21 protein-coding genes are annotated in these 17865 nt (G+C 69.3%); 13 read left to right on the top strand and 8 right to left on the bottom strand.

Annotated features, from left to right (window positions below; all coding sequences use genetic code 11):
- Nucleotides 1-44 precede the first annotated feature (44 nt).
- Nucleotides 45-986, bottom strand: coding sequence for a heparin lyase I family protein (locus tag G472_RS0102105; protein ID WP_029007043.1), 942 nt, complete (start codon nt 984-986; stop codon nt 45-47).
- Nucleotides 987-1094: 108 nt separating this feature from the next.
- Nucleotides 1095-2390: an adenylosuccinate lyase gene (gene purB, locus G472_RS0102100; RefSeq protein ID WP_029007042.1), complete on the bottom strand. Its 1296-nt coding sequence runs from the start codon at nt 2388-2390 to the stop codon at nt 1095-1097.
- Nucleotides 2391-2575: 185 nt separating this feature from the next.
- On the opposite strand from purB, the gene G472_RS36675 reads away from it, so the two are divergent.
- Both G472_RS36675 and G472_RS0102085 read left to right on the top strand, forming a co-directional pair.
- Entirely contained in the window at nt 2576-3613 is a 1038-nt protein-coding gene (locus G472_RS36675; protein WP_051340172.1) for an anti-sigma factor antagonist, read from the top strand.
- Nucleotides 3614-3827: 214 nt separating this feature from the next.
- On the top strand, nt 3828-6137 hold the full coding sequence (locus tag G472_RS0102085) for an NADP-dependent malic enzyme (RefSeq protein WP_029007041.1): 2310 nt from the start codon (nt 3828-3830) through the stop codon (nt 6135-6137).
- Between the two features lie 24 nt (nt 6138-6161).
- Here G472_RS0102085 and G472_RS0102080 read toward each other — a convergent pair whose 3' ends face one another.
- The gene (locus G472_RS0102080) at nt 6162-6431 is read right to left on the bottom strand and encodes a hypothetical protein (RefSeq protein WP_029007040.1); all 270 of its coding nucleotides are present in this window, start codon (nt 6429-6431) and stop codon (nt 6162-6164) included.
- Nucleotides 6432-6457: 26 nt separating this feature from the next.
- Entirely contained in the window at nt 6458-6811 is a 354-nt protein-coding gene (locus G472_RS30760) for a hypothetical protein (RefSeq protein WP_035690675.1), read from the bottom strand.
- Between the two features lie 149 nt (nt 6812-6960).
- Between G472_RS30760 and G472_RS0102070 the strand changes: the two genes are divergently transcribed.
- From G472_RS0102070 to G472_RS0102050, 5 genes are all read left to right on the top strand, one after another.
- Nucleotides 6961-7167, top strand: coding sequence for a hypothetical protein (locus G472_RS0102070; protein ID WP_029007039.1), 207 nt, complete (start codon nt 6961-6963; stop codon nt 7165-7167).
- Nucleotides 7168-7327: 160 nt separating this feature from the next.
- Nucleotides 7328-8008 (top strand): ATP phosphoribosyltransferase, encoded by a 681-nt coding sequence (gene hisG / locus G472_RS0102065; protein ID WP_029007038.1) that lies wholly within the window; start codon nt 7328-7330, stop codon nt 8006-8008.
- Nucleotides 7992-9308 (top strand): histidinol dehydrogenase, encoded by a 1317-nt coding sequence (gene hisD, locus G472_RS0102060; protein WP_029007037.1) that lies wholly within the window; start codon nt 7992-7994, stop codon nt 9306-9308. Before hisG ends, hisD begins: the two co-directional genes overlap by 17 nt.
- Entirely contained in the window at nt 9305-9787 is a 483-nt protein-coding gene (locus tag G472_RS0102055) for a UPF0262 family protein (RefSeq protein ID WP_029007036.1), read from the top strand. The genes hisD and G472_RS0102055 overlap by 4 nt, the downstream gene beginning before the upstream one ends.
- A 22-nt stretch (nt 9788-9809) precedes the next feature.
- A complete protein-coding gene (locus G472_RS0102050; RefSeq protein ID WP_029007035.1) occupies nt 9810-10268 on the top strand; it encodes an arsenate-mycothiol transferase ArsC in 459 nt (152 codons plus the stop codon).
- 249 nt (nt 10269-10517) lie between these two features.
- On the opposite strand, the gene G472_RS0102045 is transcribed toward G472_RS0102050, so the two are convergent.
- From G472_RS0102045 to G472_RS0102035, 3 genes are read right to left on the bottom strand one after another with little or no spacing between them, the layout of a single operon-like run.
- Nucleotides 10518-10838, bottom strand: a complete 321-nt coding sequence (locus G472_RS0102045; protein WP_029007034.1) for a DUF1244 domain-containing protein — start codon at nt 10836-10838, stop codon at nt 10518-10520.
- A gap of 26 nt (nt 10839-10864) precedes the next feature.
- On the bottom strand, nt 10865-12127 hold the full coding sequence (locus tag G472_RS0102040) for a DUF2478 domain-containing protein (protein WP_035690674.1): 1263 nt from the start codon (nt 12125-12127) through the stop codon (nt 10865-10867).
- Between the two features lie 19 nt (nt 12128-12146).
- On the bottom strand, nt 12147-12374 hold the full coding sequence (locus tag G472_RS0102035) for a sulfurtransferase TusA family protein (protein WP_084536374.1): 228 nt from the start codon (nt 12372-12374) through the stop codon (nt 12147-12149).
- A gap of 157 nt (nt 12375-12531) precedes the next feature.
- Here G472_RS0102035 and G472_RS0102030 point away from each other — a divergent pair, with 157 nt between their 5' ends.
- Nucleotides 12532-13533, top strand: a complete 1002-nt coding sequence (locus G472_RS0102030; RefSeq protein ID WP_029007031.1) for an SDR family oxidoreductase — start codon at nt 12532-12534, stop codon at nt 13531-13533.
- 98 nt (nt 13534-13631) lie between these two features.
- Entirely contained in the window at nt 13632-13829 is a 198-nt protein-coding gene (locus G472_RS0102025) for a hypothetical protein (RefSeq protein ID WP_156926957.1), read from the top strand.
- Nucleotides 13830-13886: 57 nt separating this feature from the next.
- Here G472_RS0102025 and G472_RS39365 read toward each other — a convergent pair whose 3' ends face one another.
- Entirely contained in the window at nt 13887-14048 is a 162-nt protein-coding gene (locus G472_RS39365; RefSeq protein WP_169732763.1) for a hypothetical protein, read from the bottom strand.
- Nucleotides 14049-14358: 310 nt separating this feature from the next.
- Between G472_RS39365 and G472_RS0102015 the strand changes: the two genes are divergently transcribed.
- The 4 genes from G472_RS0102015 to G472_RS30755 all read left to right on the top strand — a co-directional run bounded on the left by G472_RS0102015 (nt 14359) and on the right by G472_RS30755 (nt 17861).
- A complete protein-coding gene (locus G472_RS0102015; RefSeq protein WP_029007029.1) occupies nt 14359-15687 on the top strand; it encodes an ABC transporter substrate-binding protein in 1329 nt (442 codons plus the stop codon).
- A gap of 79 nt (nt 15688-15766) precedes the next feature.
- Entirely contained in the window at nt 15767-16729 is a 963-nt protein-coding gene (locus tag G472_RS0102010; RefSeq protein ID WP_035690673.1) for a carbohydrate ABC transporter permease, read from the top strand.
- The gene (locus G472_RS0102005) at nt 16726-17664 is read left to right on the top strand and encodes a carbohydrate ABC transporter permease (RefSeq protein ID WP_029007027.1); all 939 of its coding nucleotides are present in this window, start codon (nt 16726-16728) and stop codon (nt 17662-17664) included. The genes G472_RS0102010 and G472_RS0102005 overlap by 4 nt, the downstream gene beginning before the upstream one ends.
- Nucleotides 17661-17861 (top strand): hypothetical protein, encoded by a 201-nt coding sequence (locus G472_RS30755; protein ID WP_035690672.1) that lies wholly within the window; start codon nt 17661-17663, stop codon nt 17859-17861. Before G472_RS0102005 ends, G472_RS30755 begins: the two co-directional genes overlap by 4 nt.
- The last annotated feature ends 4 nt before the right edge of the window (nt 17862-17865 follow it).

The raw sequence follows: 17865 nt of genomic DNA, 5'->3' as shown, positions 1-17865 counted from the left end.
GGGGAGGATGTCCATCCCCATTCCGGATCCGTTCGGTGGGGGCCTCAATCGCTGCTGGTCACCACGATTTCGCGATCGCCGCCGCCCATTGCCACGACCTCATAGGCGGTGCCGCGGGCGAACGCGTCGAGATAGGTGGTGGTGGAGAAGGTCGCCTGGTCCCGGTAGGGACCGAACTTGAAGTACTGGGTCGTCGGCTCGGTGCGGTAGCCGATTCGGCCCGTGGCGCGGGCGTAGAGCTTGCCACCGGCCCACACCTCGACCACGCCCTGACCTTCCGGTGACGCCTTGATCCGGTAGACCATGTCGGTCCAGGACCCGAACGGGTTGGGCAGGTGACCGAAGCGCTGGATGGTGACGTCCTGCATGCAGGGATCGCCCGTCACGCTGTTGACGCTCTCCGCCTGCGGCGGCGGGTCCTGCTGGTAGGCCAGCAGGATGCGGCACTCGTTGCCGTCCGCGGCGTCCTGCTGGATGGTGACGGAGAAGTTCCGGTCGGTGAAGCGCTGGGCGACGAAGGGGCTTTTGCCGCCGCCCTGCTTCCACTGGCCGATGACGAGGCGTCCGCTGTTCTCCGCCGGCACCGTGTCGCCGATGAACATGCTGAAGCCGTACCACGCCTCTGTGCCGAAGGGCAGGCGCACGTCCTTGCGCTCCCACAGTTCCGCCCGCTCGGTGCCGTCGTCCTCGAACGGGGCGTCGGGGTCGGCGGGGTCCATGCACGTCGACGACGGCCGCGCCTTAAGCAGATCCGTGGGCGCCGGGTTGACCGTCAGGCTGGCCGCCCAGCGGCCGATGCGCACCGTCTCCTGCTGGTCCAACTCGACGTTTTCGGGCCGGTAGCAGGGTTGCAGGACGCCGACGTTGAGGTTGCCGTTCTCGAACCCCTCGCGCAGGTCGATGGGCGGCAGCGTCTGCGCCGCGGCGCCGGCGCTGCCGCCGGCCAGGATCAGGCCCGCGGCCAGCGCGCGGAGATGGTGCATCATCACGGTGGTGTCTCCCCGGACGCGGATCGTTGCACAAACCATTACGGCACAAACCAATATGCCGAGTTGAAGGATTGCGCAAGATTCACGCGTCAGGGGATCGTGGCGTTACGCCCCGAACACGCGCTTGAAGATGGTGTCCACGTGCTTGGTGTGATAGGCGAGGTTGAACATCGGCGCCAGCTCCTCGCGGGCGATGTGCTTCGTCACCTCGTCGTCGGTCAGCAGGTGGTCCAGCAGGTTCCCGCCTTCGGCCCACACCTTCATGGCGTTGCGCTGGACCGCCAGGTAGGCGTCCTCGCGGCTCATGCCCGCCTGAGTCAGGGCCAGCAGGACGCGCTGCGAGAAGACGAGGCCACCGAGGTCTTCCAGGTTCTTCTTCATACGGTCGGGATAGACGACCAGCTTGTCCATCATGCCGGTCAGACGGACCAGCGCGAAATCGAGGGTGACCGTGGCGTCGGGGCCGATCATCCGCTCCACCGAGGAGTGGGAAATGTCGCGCTCGTGCCACAGGGCGACGTTCTCCATCGCCGGCACCACGGCGGAACGCACCAGGCGGGCGAGGCCCGTCAGGTTCTCCGACAGCACGGGGTTGCGCTTGTGCGGCATGGCGGAGGAGCCCTTCTGTCCGGGATGGAAATACTCCTCGGCCTCGCGCACCTCGGTGCGCTGGAGGTGACGCACCTCGACCGACAGATTTTCCACCGACGACGCGATGACCCCCAGCACCGAGAAATAGAAGGCGTGGCGGTCGCGCGGGATGACCTGGGTGGAGACCGGCTCCGGCGTCAGGCCCAGCTTCTCCGCCACATGGGCTTCCACATGGGGGTCGATGTTGGCGAAGGTGCCGACGGCGCCGGAGATGGCGCAGGTGGCGATCTCGTCGCGCGCCTGCACCAGCCGGGCGCGGGCGCGGTCGAAGGCGGCGTAGTGGCCGGCCAGCTTCAGGCCAAAGGTCGTGGGCTCGGCGTGGATGCCGTGACTGCGGCCGATGGTGACCGTGTCCTTGTGCTCGTATGCCCGGCGCTTCAGCACGGCGAGCAGGGCGTCCAGATCCTCGATCAGCAGGTCGGCCGCCTGCTTGAGCTGGATGGCCAGGCAGGTGTCCAGCACGTCGGACGAGGTCATGCCCTGGTGGACGAAGCGCGCTTCGGGCCCCACATGCTCCGCCAGGTTGGTGAGGAAGGCGATGACGTCATGGCGGGTCTCCCGCTCGATGGCGTCGATGCGGTCGATCTCCCATTTGCCGCGCGCCCACACCGCTTCGGCCGCCTGCGCGGGAATGATGCCGAGCGCCGCCTGTGCGTCGCAGGCGTGCGCCTCGATCTCGAACCAGATGCGGAACTTGTTCTCCGGTTCCCAGATGCGGGCCATTTCGGGGCGGGTGTAGCGGGGGATCATCTCGACTTCTCCGGAACAGGCGGCGGACACGCGCGCGCGGGACCTTAGCCGCCGCGTTCCGTGCTGGCCAGACCCTTGTGCGCGGCGGTGCACCGGTCCCATGCGCGGATTGACGCGGTCGGGTGATCCCGCCCAGTCTGACGGTCGGCGAGAGGCGCCGCACCATCAGGCGAGGGAGCAGGGGCATGGACATCACCCGAAACGAGCGATCCGGGGTAACCGTAGTGGCCGTGTCGGGCCGCATCGACGGCCTGACCGGACCGGAACTGGAGGCGGCGCTCACCGACGCCATGCCGGCCGGCGGGGCGCTGGTGCTGGATCTGGCGGGCAGCGACTACGTCAGCAGCGCCGGGTTGCGCGTGGTGCTGAAGGGCGGGCGCGGCGCCAAGCAGGCGGGAACGTCCTTCGCGCTGGCCGGTCTGCACCCGCAGGTGCGCGAGGTGTTCGACGTCAGCGGCTTCTCCACCCTGTTCCCCATCCACGCGGACGCGGATGCCGCCGTCGCCGCCCTGGCAACCGGGGATGACCGGGCGGCGCCGGCGGCGCCGGCCACCGCTCCGGCGGCACCCATCGGCTCCCTGCCGACGCTGCTGGAAGAGGTGATGCTGCTGTGCATCGACGAGGACGGCGGCGCCCTGCGGCCGCTGGCGCGCAGCGTCTACGACCAGTTGGCCGCCGGCGCCGTGCTGATGGAACTGGCCCTGGCCGGCCGCGTCGACAGCGACCTGAAGCGGATCAGCGTGGTCAACCCGCAGCCGACCGGCGAGCCGCTGCTGGACGGCGTCCTCGCCCGCCTGGCCGAACTGGGCACCGGCACGCCGCTCGACTGGACCTTCGAGGTGGCCGGGCAGGGGCCGGAGCTGCGGGCCGCCGCGCTGGACCGGCTGATCCAGCGCGGCATCATCCGGCGCGAGGAGGGCCGCATCCTGTGGATCTTCCGCGACCGCCGCTATCCCATCGTCGACGGCCGCGAACGGCGCGAGGTGCGGGCGCGCCTGCGCGACCTGCTGCTGGGCGACGATATCCCCGATCCCCGCGACGTGGTGCTGGTCGGGCTGGTCAACATCGCGGGCCTGTTCGGCACCCTGCTCACCCCCGCAGAGCTGCGGGCGGCTGAGCCGCGCATCGTCCAGATCCGGAAGATGGACCTCATCGGTCAGGAGGTCGACCGGTCCGTTGCCGGCATCGAAGCGGCGATCGCCGGCGTGATGGGCCCCATGTAACGGCGCCCGGAGCGGCACCCGCTTTCCCTTTCACAGGTCCGCAGGGTGCCGGTATTGTGTCGACCAGGTGTGTGGCCGGGAGACACCCCGCCGGTGGGGAGCCATGCACGGGGGCGCTTTGCCCCACCGGGAGCTTTGCGGTATAAGCCGAATGTCAGTTCATGCTCGACCGGGAGAATAACCGGAATCGGGTTAAATCACAGGGAGAACGTCCATGTCCGGGGATCTCGACACGCTCGCGCTCGAATACCATCGGCGCCCGAAGGCGGGGAAGCTCGCCATCGTGGCGACCAAGCCGATGGCCAACCAGCGCGATCTGGCGCTGGCCTATTCCCCGGGCGTGGCGGCCGCGTGCATGGCGATTCACGCCGACCCCTCCCAGGCGGCCGAACTGACGACCCGTGCCAACCTGGTGGCGGTGGTGACCAACGGCACCGCCGTGCTCGGTCTCGGCAACATCGGCCCGCTGGCCGCCAAGCCGGTGATGGAAGGCAAGGCGGTCCTGTTCAAGAAGTTCGCGGGGATCGACGTGTTCGACCTGGAACTGAACGAAACCGACGTCGATGCCCTGGTGGACACCATCGCCCGCCTGGAGCCGACCTTCGGCGCCATCAACCTGGAGGACATCGCCGCCCCCGCCTGCTTCGAGGTGGAGCGCCGCCTGCGCGACCGCATGAAGATCCCGGTCTTCCACGACGACCAGCACGGCACCGCCATCGTCGTCGGTGCGGCCATGCTGAACGGCCTGAAGCTGGTCAACAAGCGGGCGGAGGACATCAAGGTTGTCTCCACCGGCGGCGGGGCGGCCGGCATCGCCTGCCTGGACCTGATGGTGGCGCTGGGTGTGCGGCGCGAGAACGTCTGGCTCGTCGACAAGCACGGCCTGGTCTACAAGGGCCGGACCGAGGACATGAACCCCTACAAGGATGCCTACGCCAAGGACACCGAGGCGCGCACGCTGGGCGACGTGATCGACGACGCCGACCTGTTCCTCGGCCTGTCGGGTCCGAAGGTGCTGAAGCCCGAGATGGTGAAGCGCATGGGAACGCGCCCCATCATCATGGCCCTGGCCAATCCCGAACCGGAGATCATGCCGGACCTGGCACGCGAGGTGCGTCCCGACGCCATCATCGCCACCGGCCGATCCGACTTCCCCAACCAGGTCAACAACGTCCTGGTCTTCCCCTTCATCTTCCGCGGCGCCCTGGACGTGGGCGCCACCACGGTGACGGAGGAGATGAAGGTGGCCGCCACCCACGCGGTGGCCAACCTGGCCCGCGCCGAGGCGTCGGACGTGGTGGCCGCCGCCTACCGGGGGGAGGAGTTGCGCTTCGGCTCCGACTACATCCTGCCCAAGCCCTTCGACCCCCGCCTCATCATCGAGGTGCCCTCGGCGGTGGCCCGCGCCGCCATGGACAGCGGCGTGGCCATGCGCCCCATCGCCGATTTCCGCGCCTACCGGGACGAGCTGGGCATGTACGCCTTCCGCTCCGGCCTGGTGATGAAGCCGGTGATGCAGCGCGCCATGGAGGACCCCAAGCGCGTGGTCTACGCCGAGGGCGAGGACGAGCGCGTGCTGCGCGCCGCCCAGCTTGCTGTCGACGACGGCATCGCCTTTCCGGTCCTGCTCGGCCGGCGCGAGATCATCGAGCGCAAGATCGTGGAGCTGGGCCTGCGCCTGAAGCACGGTGAAAGCGTCGAGATCATCGAGATGATCCGCGACGTCCGCTCGCACACCTACTCGGAGATCTACCGCAAGATCATGGCCCGCCGCGGCGTCTCGCCGACCCACGCCATGAACGTGGTGCGCACGCAGCCCACCGTGTTCGGGGCGCTGATGGTTCGCCGCGGCGAAGCGGACGCGCTGATCTGCGGCACGTCCGGCCGGTACGGGGAATACTACAGCCACGTCATGGACGTGATCGGCCTGCGCAAGGGCGTCAACACCGCCGCCGCCATGAACCTGCTGATCCTGCAGAACGGCACCTACTTCATCTGCGACACCTACGTGAACCCCGAGCCGACGGCGGGGCAGGTGGCGGAGATCGCGCGGCTGGCGGCGGAGGAGGTGCGTCGCTTCGGCATCGAGCCCAAGGTGGCGCTGCTCTCCCACTCCAACTTCGGCAGCGCCGACACGCCGTCGGCGCGCAAGATGCGCCAGGCTTACCAGCTCATCTCCGCCGAGATGAACGAACTGGAGGTGGACGGCGAGATGCACGCCGACGCCGCCCTGTCGGAGGCGATCCGCGGCCGCGTGCTGCCCGACTCCCGTCTGAAGGGCGAGGCCAACCTGCTGGTGATGCCGACCCTGGACGCCGCCAACATCGCCTTCAACATGCTGAAGGTGCTGGGCGACGCCCAGAACGTCGGGCCGATGCTGCTGGGCGCGGCGCGTCCCGTGCACATCGTGACGCCGTCCGTGACGGTGCGCGGCCTGCTGAACATGACCGCAGTCGCCGTGGTCGATGCCCAGCTCGCCGCTCCCGTGGTCGCGGCGCCGTCGCCGCCCCCGGCCGCGGAATGACCGGGGCGGCGCGCAACGCCGGCCCTACGGCACGTTGCCGGGGCCGCCGGTGCGGCTGACGCCGTCCTCGTGGACATCCGGATCGTCATCGTGCCCGTAGGGCTTGCCCGACGCATCGGTAGCCCTGATGTGGCGCCCCTCGCGCTCCGCCTTGAGGCGGCGCTCGGCGCCGGTGGTGGAGTCGGCCGTGTCCGCCCGGTCGGCGTCGTGGCGGGCGCGCGTCTCGTCGATGCCGCGGTCTTCCGTCCGCAGCGGTTTCGGCGAGACCGGGGACTTCATGCTCTCGTGCGCCATGGCGGGGAGATCCTGTCGGTTGGCCGTCAATGGGACGAAGCGCGCCGGTCGCGGTCGCGACCGCGCTGCGGCCGTCCGTCGCCGCCGCCCCGTTCGGGAAGAACCTGACGGACTCCCTCCGACAAGGCGTTGCCCACGGAGTCGACAACGCCGCGGGCGACGCCCGCGGCATCGGCGCCGGCATGCCCGACGGCGCTGCGCGCCCGCTCGTTGGTGACCAGGGCGCCGGCGACCGCGAACAGCACGTCGGACATCACCTGGCGGCCGGTCGGGGAGGCGAGCATCCCGCTCAACGCCTTGGACTTGCGCAGCCGCTTGGGCACCTTGTAGCCGGCGATCTTCTTGGGAATCTTGAATCCCTTGTGCTTGTGCTTGGCCACGGAAACGTCTCCTCGTGACGGGGGGTCTGTCGTCGTCAACCATGGTCGCGCCGGGATCGTTCCTGTGCCGGCCGACGGCGGGACGGCGGCCGGAACCGGACCGGACCCCGGCATGTTGCCCCGGTACGGATGCGGAAGGGAGCACGGCCATGAGCGACCCCAAGGACGATCCCCGGGCAATCGAGGAAGCGCGTGCGCGTTTGCAGCGCACGGGGGCGCGGAGGCCCGCCGACGGCGGCGCCATCGATCCGGCCGCGCCGGCCCCCGCCGAGGCCGCCCGCGGCGCCATGGAGTCCGACCAGGGCGCGCCGCCGTCGGCCGGTTCGGCCGGGGTGGGCGGCAAGCGGCGGGAGTGACGCCGGCGCGATCGGGCGCGGCGGCGCGGGATGGCGGTGAATAGCTGCGTTGCCGGCGGTTGAAAGCCGTGACGCGGGCGCGGAATGTGGTATCTATCGGCACGGGGAGCGGGCCGGCCCCGCCGCGCCCGCCCCCGGCACCAGCCCGGAGAGTCGTTCCTTGCCCGCCGATACCCAGACCGACGACGCGCTCGTCCTGGCCCTGCCGAAGGGCCGGATCCTGAAGGAGCTGCGGCCGCTGCTCTCGCACGCCGGCATCGAGCCGGAGGCGGACTTCGACAACGAGCACAGCCGGCTCCTGCGCTTCGCCACCAACGTGCCCAACCTCAGCATCATCCGGGTGCGCTCCTTCGACGTCGCCACCTTCGTCGCCTTCGGTGCGGCCCACCTGGGGGTGGCCGGCAACGACGTGCTGATGGAGTTCGACTATCCCGAGATCTACGCGCCGCTGGACCTGGGAATCGGCGCCTGCCGCCTGTCGGTGGCGGAGCCGGCGGCCATGCTGGAAACCGACGATCCCACGCGCTGGAGCCATGTGCGCGTCGCCACCAAGTACCCGGAGGTCACCCGCCGCCACTTCGCGGCGCGCGGCGTCCAGGCGGAGTGCGTGAAGCTGAACGGCGCCATGGAACTGGCGCCCACCCTGGGGCTGTGCCGGCGCATCGTCGACCTGGTTTCCACCGGATCGACGCTGAAGGCCAACGGACTGGTGGAGGTGGAGCACATCGCCGACGTGACCTCGCGCCTCATCGTCAACCGCGCAGCCTTCAAGACCCGCCCCGAAGAGATTTCCGACTGGATCGAACGCTTCCGTGGAGCCGTCCATGCCGCTCAGGCTTGATCGCACCGACGCCGGATTCGAGGAGGCGTTCGACGCCCTCCTGCACGCCAAGCGGGAGACCAGCGAGGACGTGCAGGCGGCGGTGCACGCCATCCTGGAGGCGGTGCGGACCCGCGGCGACGAGGCGGTGATCGACTTCACGGCCCGTTTCGACCGCCTGACCCTGACGGCGCAGACGCTGCGCATCCCGGTGGAGGAGATCGACCTGGCGGTCGCCGCCTGCGACGCCGACCTGTTGAGCGCCCTCGACACCGCGGCGGAGCGGATCGAGGCGTTCCACCGGCTTCAGGTGCCGGCCGTCACCGACTATCACGACGCGCAGGGCGTGCGGCTGGGCGCGCGGTGGACGCCGGTCGGTTCCGTCGGTCTCTATGTGCCCGGCGGTACGGCCGCCTACCCCTCGTCGGTGCTGATGAACGCGCTGCCGGCCATGGTGGCGGGGGTGGAGCGCATCGTCATGGTGGTGCCCACGCCGGACGGCCGCATCAACCCGCTGGTGCTGGCGGCGGCGCGCCGGTGCGGCATCACCGAGATCTACCGCATCGGCGGCGCCCAGGCGGTCGGGGCGCTGGCCTACGGCACGGCCACCATCGCGCCGGTGGACAAGATCGTCGGTCCCGGCAACGCCTATGTCGCCGCGGCCAAGCGGCAGGTCTACGGCGTGGTGGGCATCGACAGCATCGCCGGCCCGTCGGAGATCCTGGTGGTCGCCGACCGGGACAACGATCCGTCCTGGATCGCCATGGACCTGTTGAGCCAGGCCGAGCACGACCGCGTGGCCCAGTCGATCCTGATCGCCGACGACCCCGCCTTCGCCGACGCGGTGGAGCGGGCGGTGGAGGATCACCTGACCCGTCTGCCGCGCGCCGCCATCGCCGGCGAGAGCTGGCGGGAGCACGGCGCCATCATCCTGGTCGAGGATCTGCTGCGCGATTCGCCCGCCCTGGTCGACCGGCTGGCGCCCGAGCATCTGGAACTGGCGGTCGCCGACCCCGACGCCCTGATGGCCCGCGTGCGCAACGCTGGCGCCATCTTCCTCGGCCGGTACACGCCGGAGGCGGTGGGCGACTATGTGGCCGGCCCCAACCACGTGCTTCCGACGGCGCGCAGCGCACGATTCTCCTCCGGCCTCAACGTGCTGGACTACATGAAGCGCACGACCTTCGTGGGCTGCGACGCGCGGTCGCTGCGGGCCATCGGCCCGGCCGCCGTGACCCTGGCGCAGGCCGAGGGGCTGGACGCCCACGCCCGGTCGGTGGCGCTGCGCCTCGGCCCCGGCGGCACCGGGGAGGCGCCGTGAACCAGCGAACGAACCGACGCATCGTCCACGTCACCCTGGACGAAAAGTCCGTCGTCCGGCGCAAGCCGGAGGTGGAGCACGAGCGCGCCGTGGCCATCTTCGACCTGCTGGAAGAGAACGAGTTCCATCCCTGCGAACACCCCGACGACGGGCCCTACCACCTGCATCTGGCGATCGAGGACAACCGCCTGATCCTGGACGTGCGGCGGGAGGACGACACCGCGCTGGGCAAGGTGATGGTGCCCCTGTCGGCCTTCCGGTCGATCGTGCGCGACTATTTCCTCATCTGCGAGAGCTATTACAACGCCATCAAGAGGGCCACGCCGTCGCAGATCGAAGCGATCGACATGGGGCGCCGCGGGCTGCACAACGAAGGATCGGAGCTGCTGCGGGAGAGGGTGCGCGGCAAGATCGACATGGACCTGCAGACGGCGCGTCGGCTGTTTACGCTGATCTGCGTCCTGCACATCCGCGGCTGACGCGGCCGGGGTGGGACCGCGCATGGCCCCCGTACCGACACTGCCGGTTTCCAGCGTCCTGTTCGCCTGCACGTACAACATGATCCGCTCGCCCATGGCGGCCGGCATCCTGCGGCACTATCACGGACACCGGATCTTCGTCGATTCGGTGGGCGTGCGCGAAAGCGACGCCGTCGACCCCTTCGCCGTCGCGGTGATGGAGGAACTGGGGATCGACATCTCTCGCCACGTCTGCAAGACGTTCGAGGAGTTGGAGGACACCTCCTTCGATCTGATCATCTCCCTGTCGCCGGAGGCCCACCACCGCGCCATTGAGATGACGCGCACCATGGCGTGCGACGTGGAGTTCTGGAACACCTTCGACCCGACCCTGGTCGACGGCAGCCGCGACGCCATGCTGGCAGCCTACCGCCAGGTCCGCGACGGCCTCAGCACCCGCGTCCTCGCCCGCTTCCCACCGGAGCGGGGGCCGCGGGTGTAATCGGAACGCCGTGACCTGCCGCTGGCTGTGCGGAAAGAGCCCGTTCCCCGCCGGGCAGCCGATTGGCCCGAGGTGCGGCCCGTGGCAGCAAATGGGCACGACATCCGTGTCATCCGCGCAGAAATCCGCGCAATCCGTGTCAGATTTGCCGGCAGTAGGCTGAATGCCCGCTGAGGTGCGGGTGAGCTGGATACAGTCCCAACCGGACAGTCCCTCTCCCGAAGAAGAGAGGGGCTGCCCCGGCGGATGCTACTTGTTGTGCCCGCTGATCTCCGCGTGCAGCGGTTTGGTTTCCTCGAACAGGCGCTGCTGCTCGGCCGAGGCTTCCTTCTGGTGCAGCGTCTTCCACTCGCCGTAGGGCATGCCGTAGACGGCGGTGCGCGCCTCCTCGTCGGTCAGGGCCACGCCGCGCTCCTTGGCGGCGGCGAGGTACCATTTGGACAGGCAGTTGCGGCAGAAGCCGGCGAGGTTCATCAGGTCGATGTTCTGCACGTCCGTGCGCTTCTGCAGGTGCGCCACCAGCCCGCGGAAAGCGGCGGCCTCCAGCTCCGTGCGCGTCTTGTCGTCCATGTCTGCTCCCTCTTGCTTGGTCTCGTTCAACCCCGGCCGTGGCCGGCGGGGCGGTGGCGGGTGACGAAGCGGCCGTGGACGTGGAATTGCCTGGACGAGCCGCCGGCCAGGATGACCCGGCAAACGTCGCCGCTGTCCGACGCCACGAAACCCGACAGCGTGTGGATGCCGTAATCGAACAGCCGCTCCGTCATGGGGGTGCCCGGCCCGACCAGGGCCACCGGCACCCCGCGCGCGGCGGTCAGGAGGCGGGGCAGGGTGCGATTGGCCAGGGTCGACGCCGTGACAACGGCACCGTCGGCGCCTGGCAGCAGCCACTCCGAAGCCGCCTCGGGGTACTGGCCGGGCTTCGGGGCCATGTCCACCACCAGGGCGCCGGGCAGCCGCTGTTCGATCTGCGGGAAGCCGCCGACCACCACCACCCGCCCGTCCCCGCCGGCGAACCGGTCAAGACCGTTGGTGGCCTCGCCCTCCAGGTCGGGACGGTTGTAGTGGGCGTTCACCGCGGCCATGCCGACCGCCGCCTCCAGCGGGTCCCAGGAGCGGGCGGCCTGCGCCGCCAGCAGGGCGAGGCTGGAGCCCGCCCAATGCTCGGGCGGCGGCGGCTCCCCCGTCGCGGCGGCCGGCCGGGCGGTCAGGCCCATGCGCCCCTCCGCCGTTTCCAGCAGGATCCACTTCGGCCCCACCACGACGCGGGTCACCTCGGCGTCCTCGACGCCCAGGACCAGGTCCTCGTAGAGGCGGTGCGGCCCCCACCAGCGCCACACCGCCTCGTCGTCGGGCGACAGCAGGTCGCCGTAACCGCCGGTGAAGGCGTTCCATTCGTTCAGGAACCGGCTGCCGACGCTGGTCAGCAGCGGGATGCCCTCGGCGATCGCGGTCAGCATCTCGTGGGCGAGGCCGCCGCCGTGGGCTTCCAGGCCGGCGAACTTGTTGACGACGATCAGGTCGGCCCGCTCCTCCACGGCGCGGCGCAGCGCCTGGCTGGCGTCGGCCACGCCGGTGGGATCGACGCGGCAGGACTGCGACCCGCGGCCGAGATTCTGGGAAATGCCGAAGCGGCGCTCGGTGGCGACGTCCACCAGCTCCATCTGCTCCGCACAGTGCTCGCCGCCGCCGAAGTTGCGCTGGATGACGCCGCCGACCCGGAAGCCGCGGCGCTTCAGGGCGAAGGCGAACCGCTCCAGCAGCGCATCGACGGCGTGCGACCCCGGTCCATGCACCAGCGCCCCCGGGCGCAGCGGCGGCGGGGTGGCGGGGGACAGGGCGGAGTCGGACGGCGTGCTCATGGGTGGTTCCTCCGAACCTCTAGGCACCGCGGCGGATGTGGTAGACGAAGACATCGGCACGCGTTTCACAGGCGATCATCTCATTCGCCGTCGTGTTGCAGAAGTGCTTGAAGTCGATGATCGACGCTGGATCGGTGGCGTAGACGATCACCTCTTCGCCGGCGCTCATGGTGTCGAGCAGCGCGCGCGTCCGCAGGATGGGCAGCGGACAGAAAAGGCCGCGCACGTCCAATTCCCTGGCAGCCAATCCGATGCTCCCCTCGCTCAGGTCCGTTCGGGCGCGATGTTAGCGCCATTGCCGGGTCCTATCCAGGCTTTGCAGCGGGACCTTTGGCAGGTCCGCGCTGTTGATGGGGCGGAACGATTGAACGCCGCGTGTTCTAACGATAGGGGCAAGGCCGGCCATGGCGATGCGGGCTCTCGACAAGGTGGTGGTGGTGACGGGTGCGTCCAGCGGCATCGGCCGCGCGACCGCAATCGACTTTGCGCGCCGCGGCGCTGCGGTCGTGCTGTCGGCGCGCAGCGACGAGGCGCTGCACGAGGTGGCGCGGGAGTGCCTGGACGCGGGCGGCCGCGCCATGGTGGTGCCGGCCGACGTCACCGACCAGGCGCAGATCCATCATCTGGCCCGGCGGGCCATCGACGCGTACGGCGGCATCGACGTCTGGGTGAACAACGCCGGCGTCATCGCCTTCGGCCGTTTCGAGGAGGTGCCCGACGACGTGTTCGCCGGGGTGATCGCCACCAACTTCCTCGGCACCGTTCACGGGTGCCGGGCCGTGCTGCCGCATTTCCTGGAGCGCGGGGAGGGCGTCATCATCAACAACGCCTCCGTTGTGTCCACCGTCGGCCAGCGCTACGCCACCGCCTACGTGGCCAGCAAGTTCGCCGTGCGCGGCTTTTCCGAGACGCTGCGGCAGGAACTGGTGGATGAGCCGGGAATCCACGTCTGCACCGTCATGCCCGGCACCGTCGATACGCCGCTCTGGCAGCACGGGGCCAACTTCACCGGCCGGGCCATCCGTCCGCCGGGGCCGGTGTCGGCGCCGGAGACGGTGGCCGCCGCCATCGTCGACCTGGCCGAACGGCCGCGGCGGGAGGTCTTCGTGGGCGCTCCCGGACGGGTGGCGGAGATCCAGCAGGCCATGGCGCCGGGCGTCAGCGAATGGGCGCTCGCGCGGTTCTACGAACGCAACATGTTCGAGAACCGGTCCGCCCCCCACACCGACGGGGCCATCCGGCATCCCCTGCCGGGTCACGGCGTCAGCGGTGGCTGGATGGCGGAGCATGCCGCGGCCGGCAAGGACGAGCGCCGCTTTTCCTGGACCAACCTGGCCCTGTTCCTTCTGCCCATCGGTTTGATGAGTCGCCTGCCCATGGGTGCGGGCGGCCGCCACGCCTTCTGAATGCACGCCGGGAGTGTTGATCAATGGGTCTGTTTCGCCGCGTGCGAGGCGTCAAACCGTTCCCGGTGCCGGGTCTGCGAAAGGACGCGGCGACGCCGATGGGCACCATCTGGAGCGTGGTGGCCGCCGAGGACGACGGGGAGGCCCCGCACGGTGATCTCCTCGACAGCGAGCGTGTGCTCGGGGTGGGGGACATCATCAATGTCCGCAATGGTCCCGGCGGCACCAAGCTGTTCGCGTTGCGCGTCGTCGGCCGGGAGGACGACATCGTCCACACCGAGTACGTGCGCCATTGAGTGCGGACCCTTCCCCCGCCGCCCGGCGCCGTGACGCCGGCGGCGGGAGAGGGAGCGTCACGCGCCGCCGATCCCCTCGTTGAAGCGTTCCCCTGTCTTGGGGTCGATGTTCTCTCCCGTGCCGGGCGTTCCGGGAGGCGCCTCGTCGCGCCGGCTGCCGGACGGATCGTCCTTGCGGGCGTCCTTCGGGGCGTCGTCCTTCTTGCGGTCCTCGGTCATGCTGTCCTCCGCGCGGGTTGTCGGTTCCCCCACCACAACAGGCCGGTGCCGGGAAGCTCCCGCGGCGGCGGCGGCGTGCCGCCGACGCTAAACACTAATCAGTAGTCAAAACAATGCCCTGTGCGGCCCCTGCCCGGAGTCTGTCCGTGCCGCGGAGCCTTGGCAATGCGTCGTGTGCATGGGTTTGGCCGTCAGCAATCCGAAATATGCGCTTGACGGACGGTATGTTTAGTAGGAGCCTCAGAGCTAAGCAAATCACTAAACATCGGCGCGGCCGCGCGGCGGCCGGCCTTCACCGGGAGGAGAGACCATGGCCAAGGCGGTGACGTGGATGTGCGGTGCGGCGGCTCTGGCGCTGTCGGCGGGTGCCGCCCAGCCGGCGCTGGCGCAATCGAAGTCGTTGACCCTGTGCTGGGCGGCGTGGGATCCGGCCAACGCGCTGGTCCAGTTGTCGAAGGACTTCACGACAGCGACCGGCATCGGCATGAAGTTCGAATTCGTGCCCTGGACCAGCTATGCCGACCGTTTCCTCAACGAGCTGAACTCCAAGGGCAAGCTGTGCGACCTGATCATCGGTGACAGCCAGTGGATCGGCGGTGCCGCCGAGAACGGCCACTACGTCAAGCTGAACGAGTTTTTCGAGCGTGAAGGCATCTCCATGGATGACTTCATGCCCGCGACGGTGGTCGGCTATTCCCAATGGCCGAAGAACACGCCCAACTACTGGGCCCTGCCGGCCATGGGCGACGCCATCGGCTGGACCTACCGCAAGGACTGGTTCTCCCGGCCGGAGATCCGCGCGGCGTTCCGCGACAAGCACGGCCGCGACCTGGAGCCGCCGAAGACCTGGACCGAACTGAAGGAGGTGGCCTCGTTCTTCCAGGGGCGCGAGATCGACGGGAAGCGGGTCTACGGCGCCTACATCTACACCGAGCGCGGGTCGGAGGGCATCACCATGGGGGTGACCAACGCCCTCTACGCCCACGGCTTCAAGTACCAGGATCCCGACAAGCCCTACGCCATGGACGGCTTCGTCAACTCCCCCGACGCCGTGAAGGGGCTGGAGGCCTACAAGGACCTCTACAAGTGCTGCACCGCGCCCGGCATGACCAACGCCTACATGCAGGAGGGGCTGGACGCCTTCAAGTCGGGGCAGGTGGCGATGCAGATGAACTTCTTCGCCTTCTTCCCCGGTCTCCACAAGGACCCCAACGTCGGCGGCGACCGCATCGGCTTCTTCGTCAACCCGATGGAGACGGCCAGGGGAACACAGCTCGGCGGGCAGGGCATCTCGGTCGTCGCCTACTCCGACAACCGCGATGAGGCGTTGCAGTACATCAAGTGGTTCGCCCAGCCCGACGTGCAGAAGAAGTGGTGGGCGCTGGGCGGCTATTCCTGCCACACGGCCGTCCTGAACGATCCGGACTTCCCGGCGAGCGCCCCCTTCGCCGCCGACTTCCTGCAATCCATGAGCATGGTCGTCGATTTCTGGGCGGAGCCGTCCTACGCTTCGCTGCTGCTCGACATGCAGAAGCGCATGCACGACTACGTGGTGGCGGACAAGGGCACGGCGAAGGAGGCCCTGGACCTGCTGATCAAGGACTGGACCGTGGTGTTCGAGGACGACGGCAAGCTGTGATGCCGTTCCCGCCCCCGGCCATGCGCGCCGGGGGCGGCCCCCCTGATCCGGCACCCCGACCCGGCACCACGGAACGGTCATGACCGAAACCTCGACGCTTCACACGCTGGCGGCACGCGCCGGCGCCGCCACCCCGCCTGCCCTGGCGGCCCGGGTGCGCGGCCTGTCCGACCGGGCCATCGCCTGGCTGTTCATCACCCCCACGGTGCTGCTGCTGCTGGCCATCAACGTCTTCCCGCTGATCTGGACGGTGCGGCTGTCCTTCACCAACTACCGCGCCAACCGGCCCGACGCGCCGCTGCGCTGGCTGGGGCTGGACAACTACACCCGCATCCTCGGCGACCCGGACGTCTGGTACGCCATGCAGGCGACCGCGCACTTCGTGGTGTGGTCGATCACGCTGCAGGTGCTGCTGGGCTTCGGGCTGGCGCTGCTGATCAACCGGCGTTTCCGCGGCCACGGCTTCTGGACCACGCTGATCCTGCTGCCGATGATGCTGTCTCCGGCGGTGGTGGGCAACTTCTGGACCTTCCTGTTCCAGCCGCAGACCGGACTGTTCAATCACGTCGTCGCCTTCGTTACGGGCATCGACCCCGGATCCTTCCAGATGATCGGGGACGTCCGGCTGGCGCCGTGGGCGATCGTGCTGGTCGACACCTGGATGTGGACGCCGTACGTGATGCTGATCTGCCTGGCCGGCCTGCGCTCCATCCCCGACGACATCTACGAGGCGGCGGAGGTCGACCGCGCCGGACCGCTGCGCCGGTTCTGGTCGATCACCCTGCCCATGGTGCTCCCCTTCCTGATGCTGGCGGTGCTGTTCCGCGGCATCGAGAACTTCCGGATGTTCGACATGGTCAACCTGCTGACCTCCGGCGGCCCCGGCTCCACCACCGAGGTGGCGTCGATCACGCTGAAGCGCGAGGCGTTCGAGAAGTGGCGGACCGGCTACTCCTCCGCCTTCGCGGTCATCCTCTTCGTCACCGTCTTCGGCCTGGCCAACATCTACGTCAAGGCGCTGAACGCCGTGAGGCAACGATGAGCGCCCCCGCCTCCGCCCCCGGCACGTGGGGAACCCGGCTGGCCGCCCTGGCGGTGATCCTGTACGCCGTGGTCACCATCGCGCCGCTGCTGTGGATCGTCCAGACCGGCTTCAAGACGCCGTCGGACGCCATCGCCTACCCGCCGAAGGTCTTCGCGGAGCCGTCCCTGGAGGGCTACGTGAACCTGTTCACCACCCGCTCGCGCCAGACCGAGGAGTACATCGCCGGCCTGCCGCCGCCCGACTCCTGGGTCGAACGGCTGGTGCGCTCGCGCAACATGGTGATCGCCGGCCCGTCCAAGGTGGGGGAGCGCTTCGTCAACTCCCTGATCGTCGGCTTCGGCTCCACCTTCCTGGCGGTGTTCCTCGGCACGCTGGCGGCCTACGCCTTCTCCCGCTTCCGGGTGCCGCTGAAGGACGACCTGATGTTCTTCATCCTGTCCACGCGCATGATGCCGCCCATCGCGGTCGCCATTCCCATCTACCTGATGTACCGGGAACTGGGGCTGACCGACACGCATCTGGGCATGATCCTGCTGTACACGGCGGTCAACGTGTCCCTGGCGGTGTGGCTGCTCAAGGGCTTCATCGACGAGATCCCGCGGGAGTACGAGGAGGCGGCGCTGATCGACGGCTATTCGCGCCTGGCCGCCTTCCGCAAGGTGGTGCTGCCGCAGGCCGCCACCGGCATCGCCGCCACCGCCATCTTCTGCCTGATCTTCGCCTGGAACGAATACGCCTTCGCCGTGCTGCTGACGTCGGGCGAGGCGCAGACCATGCCGCCCTTCATCCCCTTCATCATCGGCGAGGGCGGGCAGGATTGGCCGGCGGTGGCCGCCGCCACCACCCTGTTCCTGATCCCGATCGTCGTCTTCACCGTGCTGCTGCGCAAACACCTGCTGCGCGGCATCACCTTCGGCGCGGTGCGGCGATGACGGCGCCGCGCGACACCCGCCCGGCGTGGCGGCGCATCCTGCGCCGCGGCCCCTGGGAGAACGCCGCCATGGCGGTGATCGGGGCGGGTGCCTTCATGCTGATGCAGCCCTTTTCGCTGGCCCTGTTCGGCTGGTCGTTCGCGGTCATCCTGACCGGCACGGTCGGCTTCCTGATCGTCAGCCATTTCCCGGAGTGACCCG

Origin of the sequence: Azospirillum halopraeferens DSM 3675 (assembly GCF_000429625.1) — a bacterium.
In the GTDB taxonomy this organism is placed as follows: domain Bacteria; phylum Pseudomonadota; class Alphaproteobacteria; order Azospirillales; family Azospirillaceae; genus Azospirillum; species Azospirillum halopraeferens.
The sequence above is the reverse complement of the archived record's forward strand: the minus strand, read 5'-3'. Positions and strand labels throughout refer to the sequence as shown.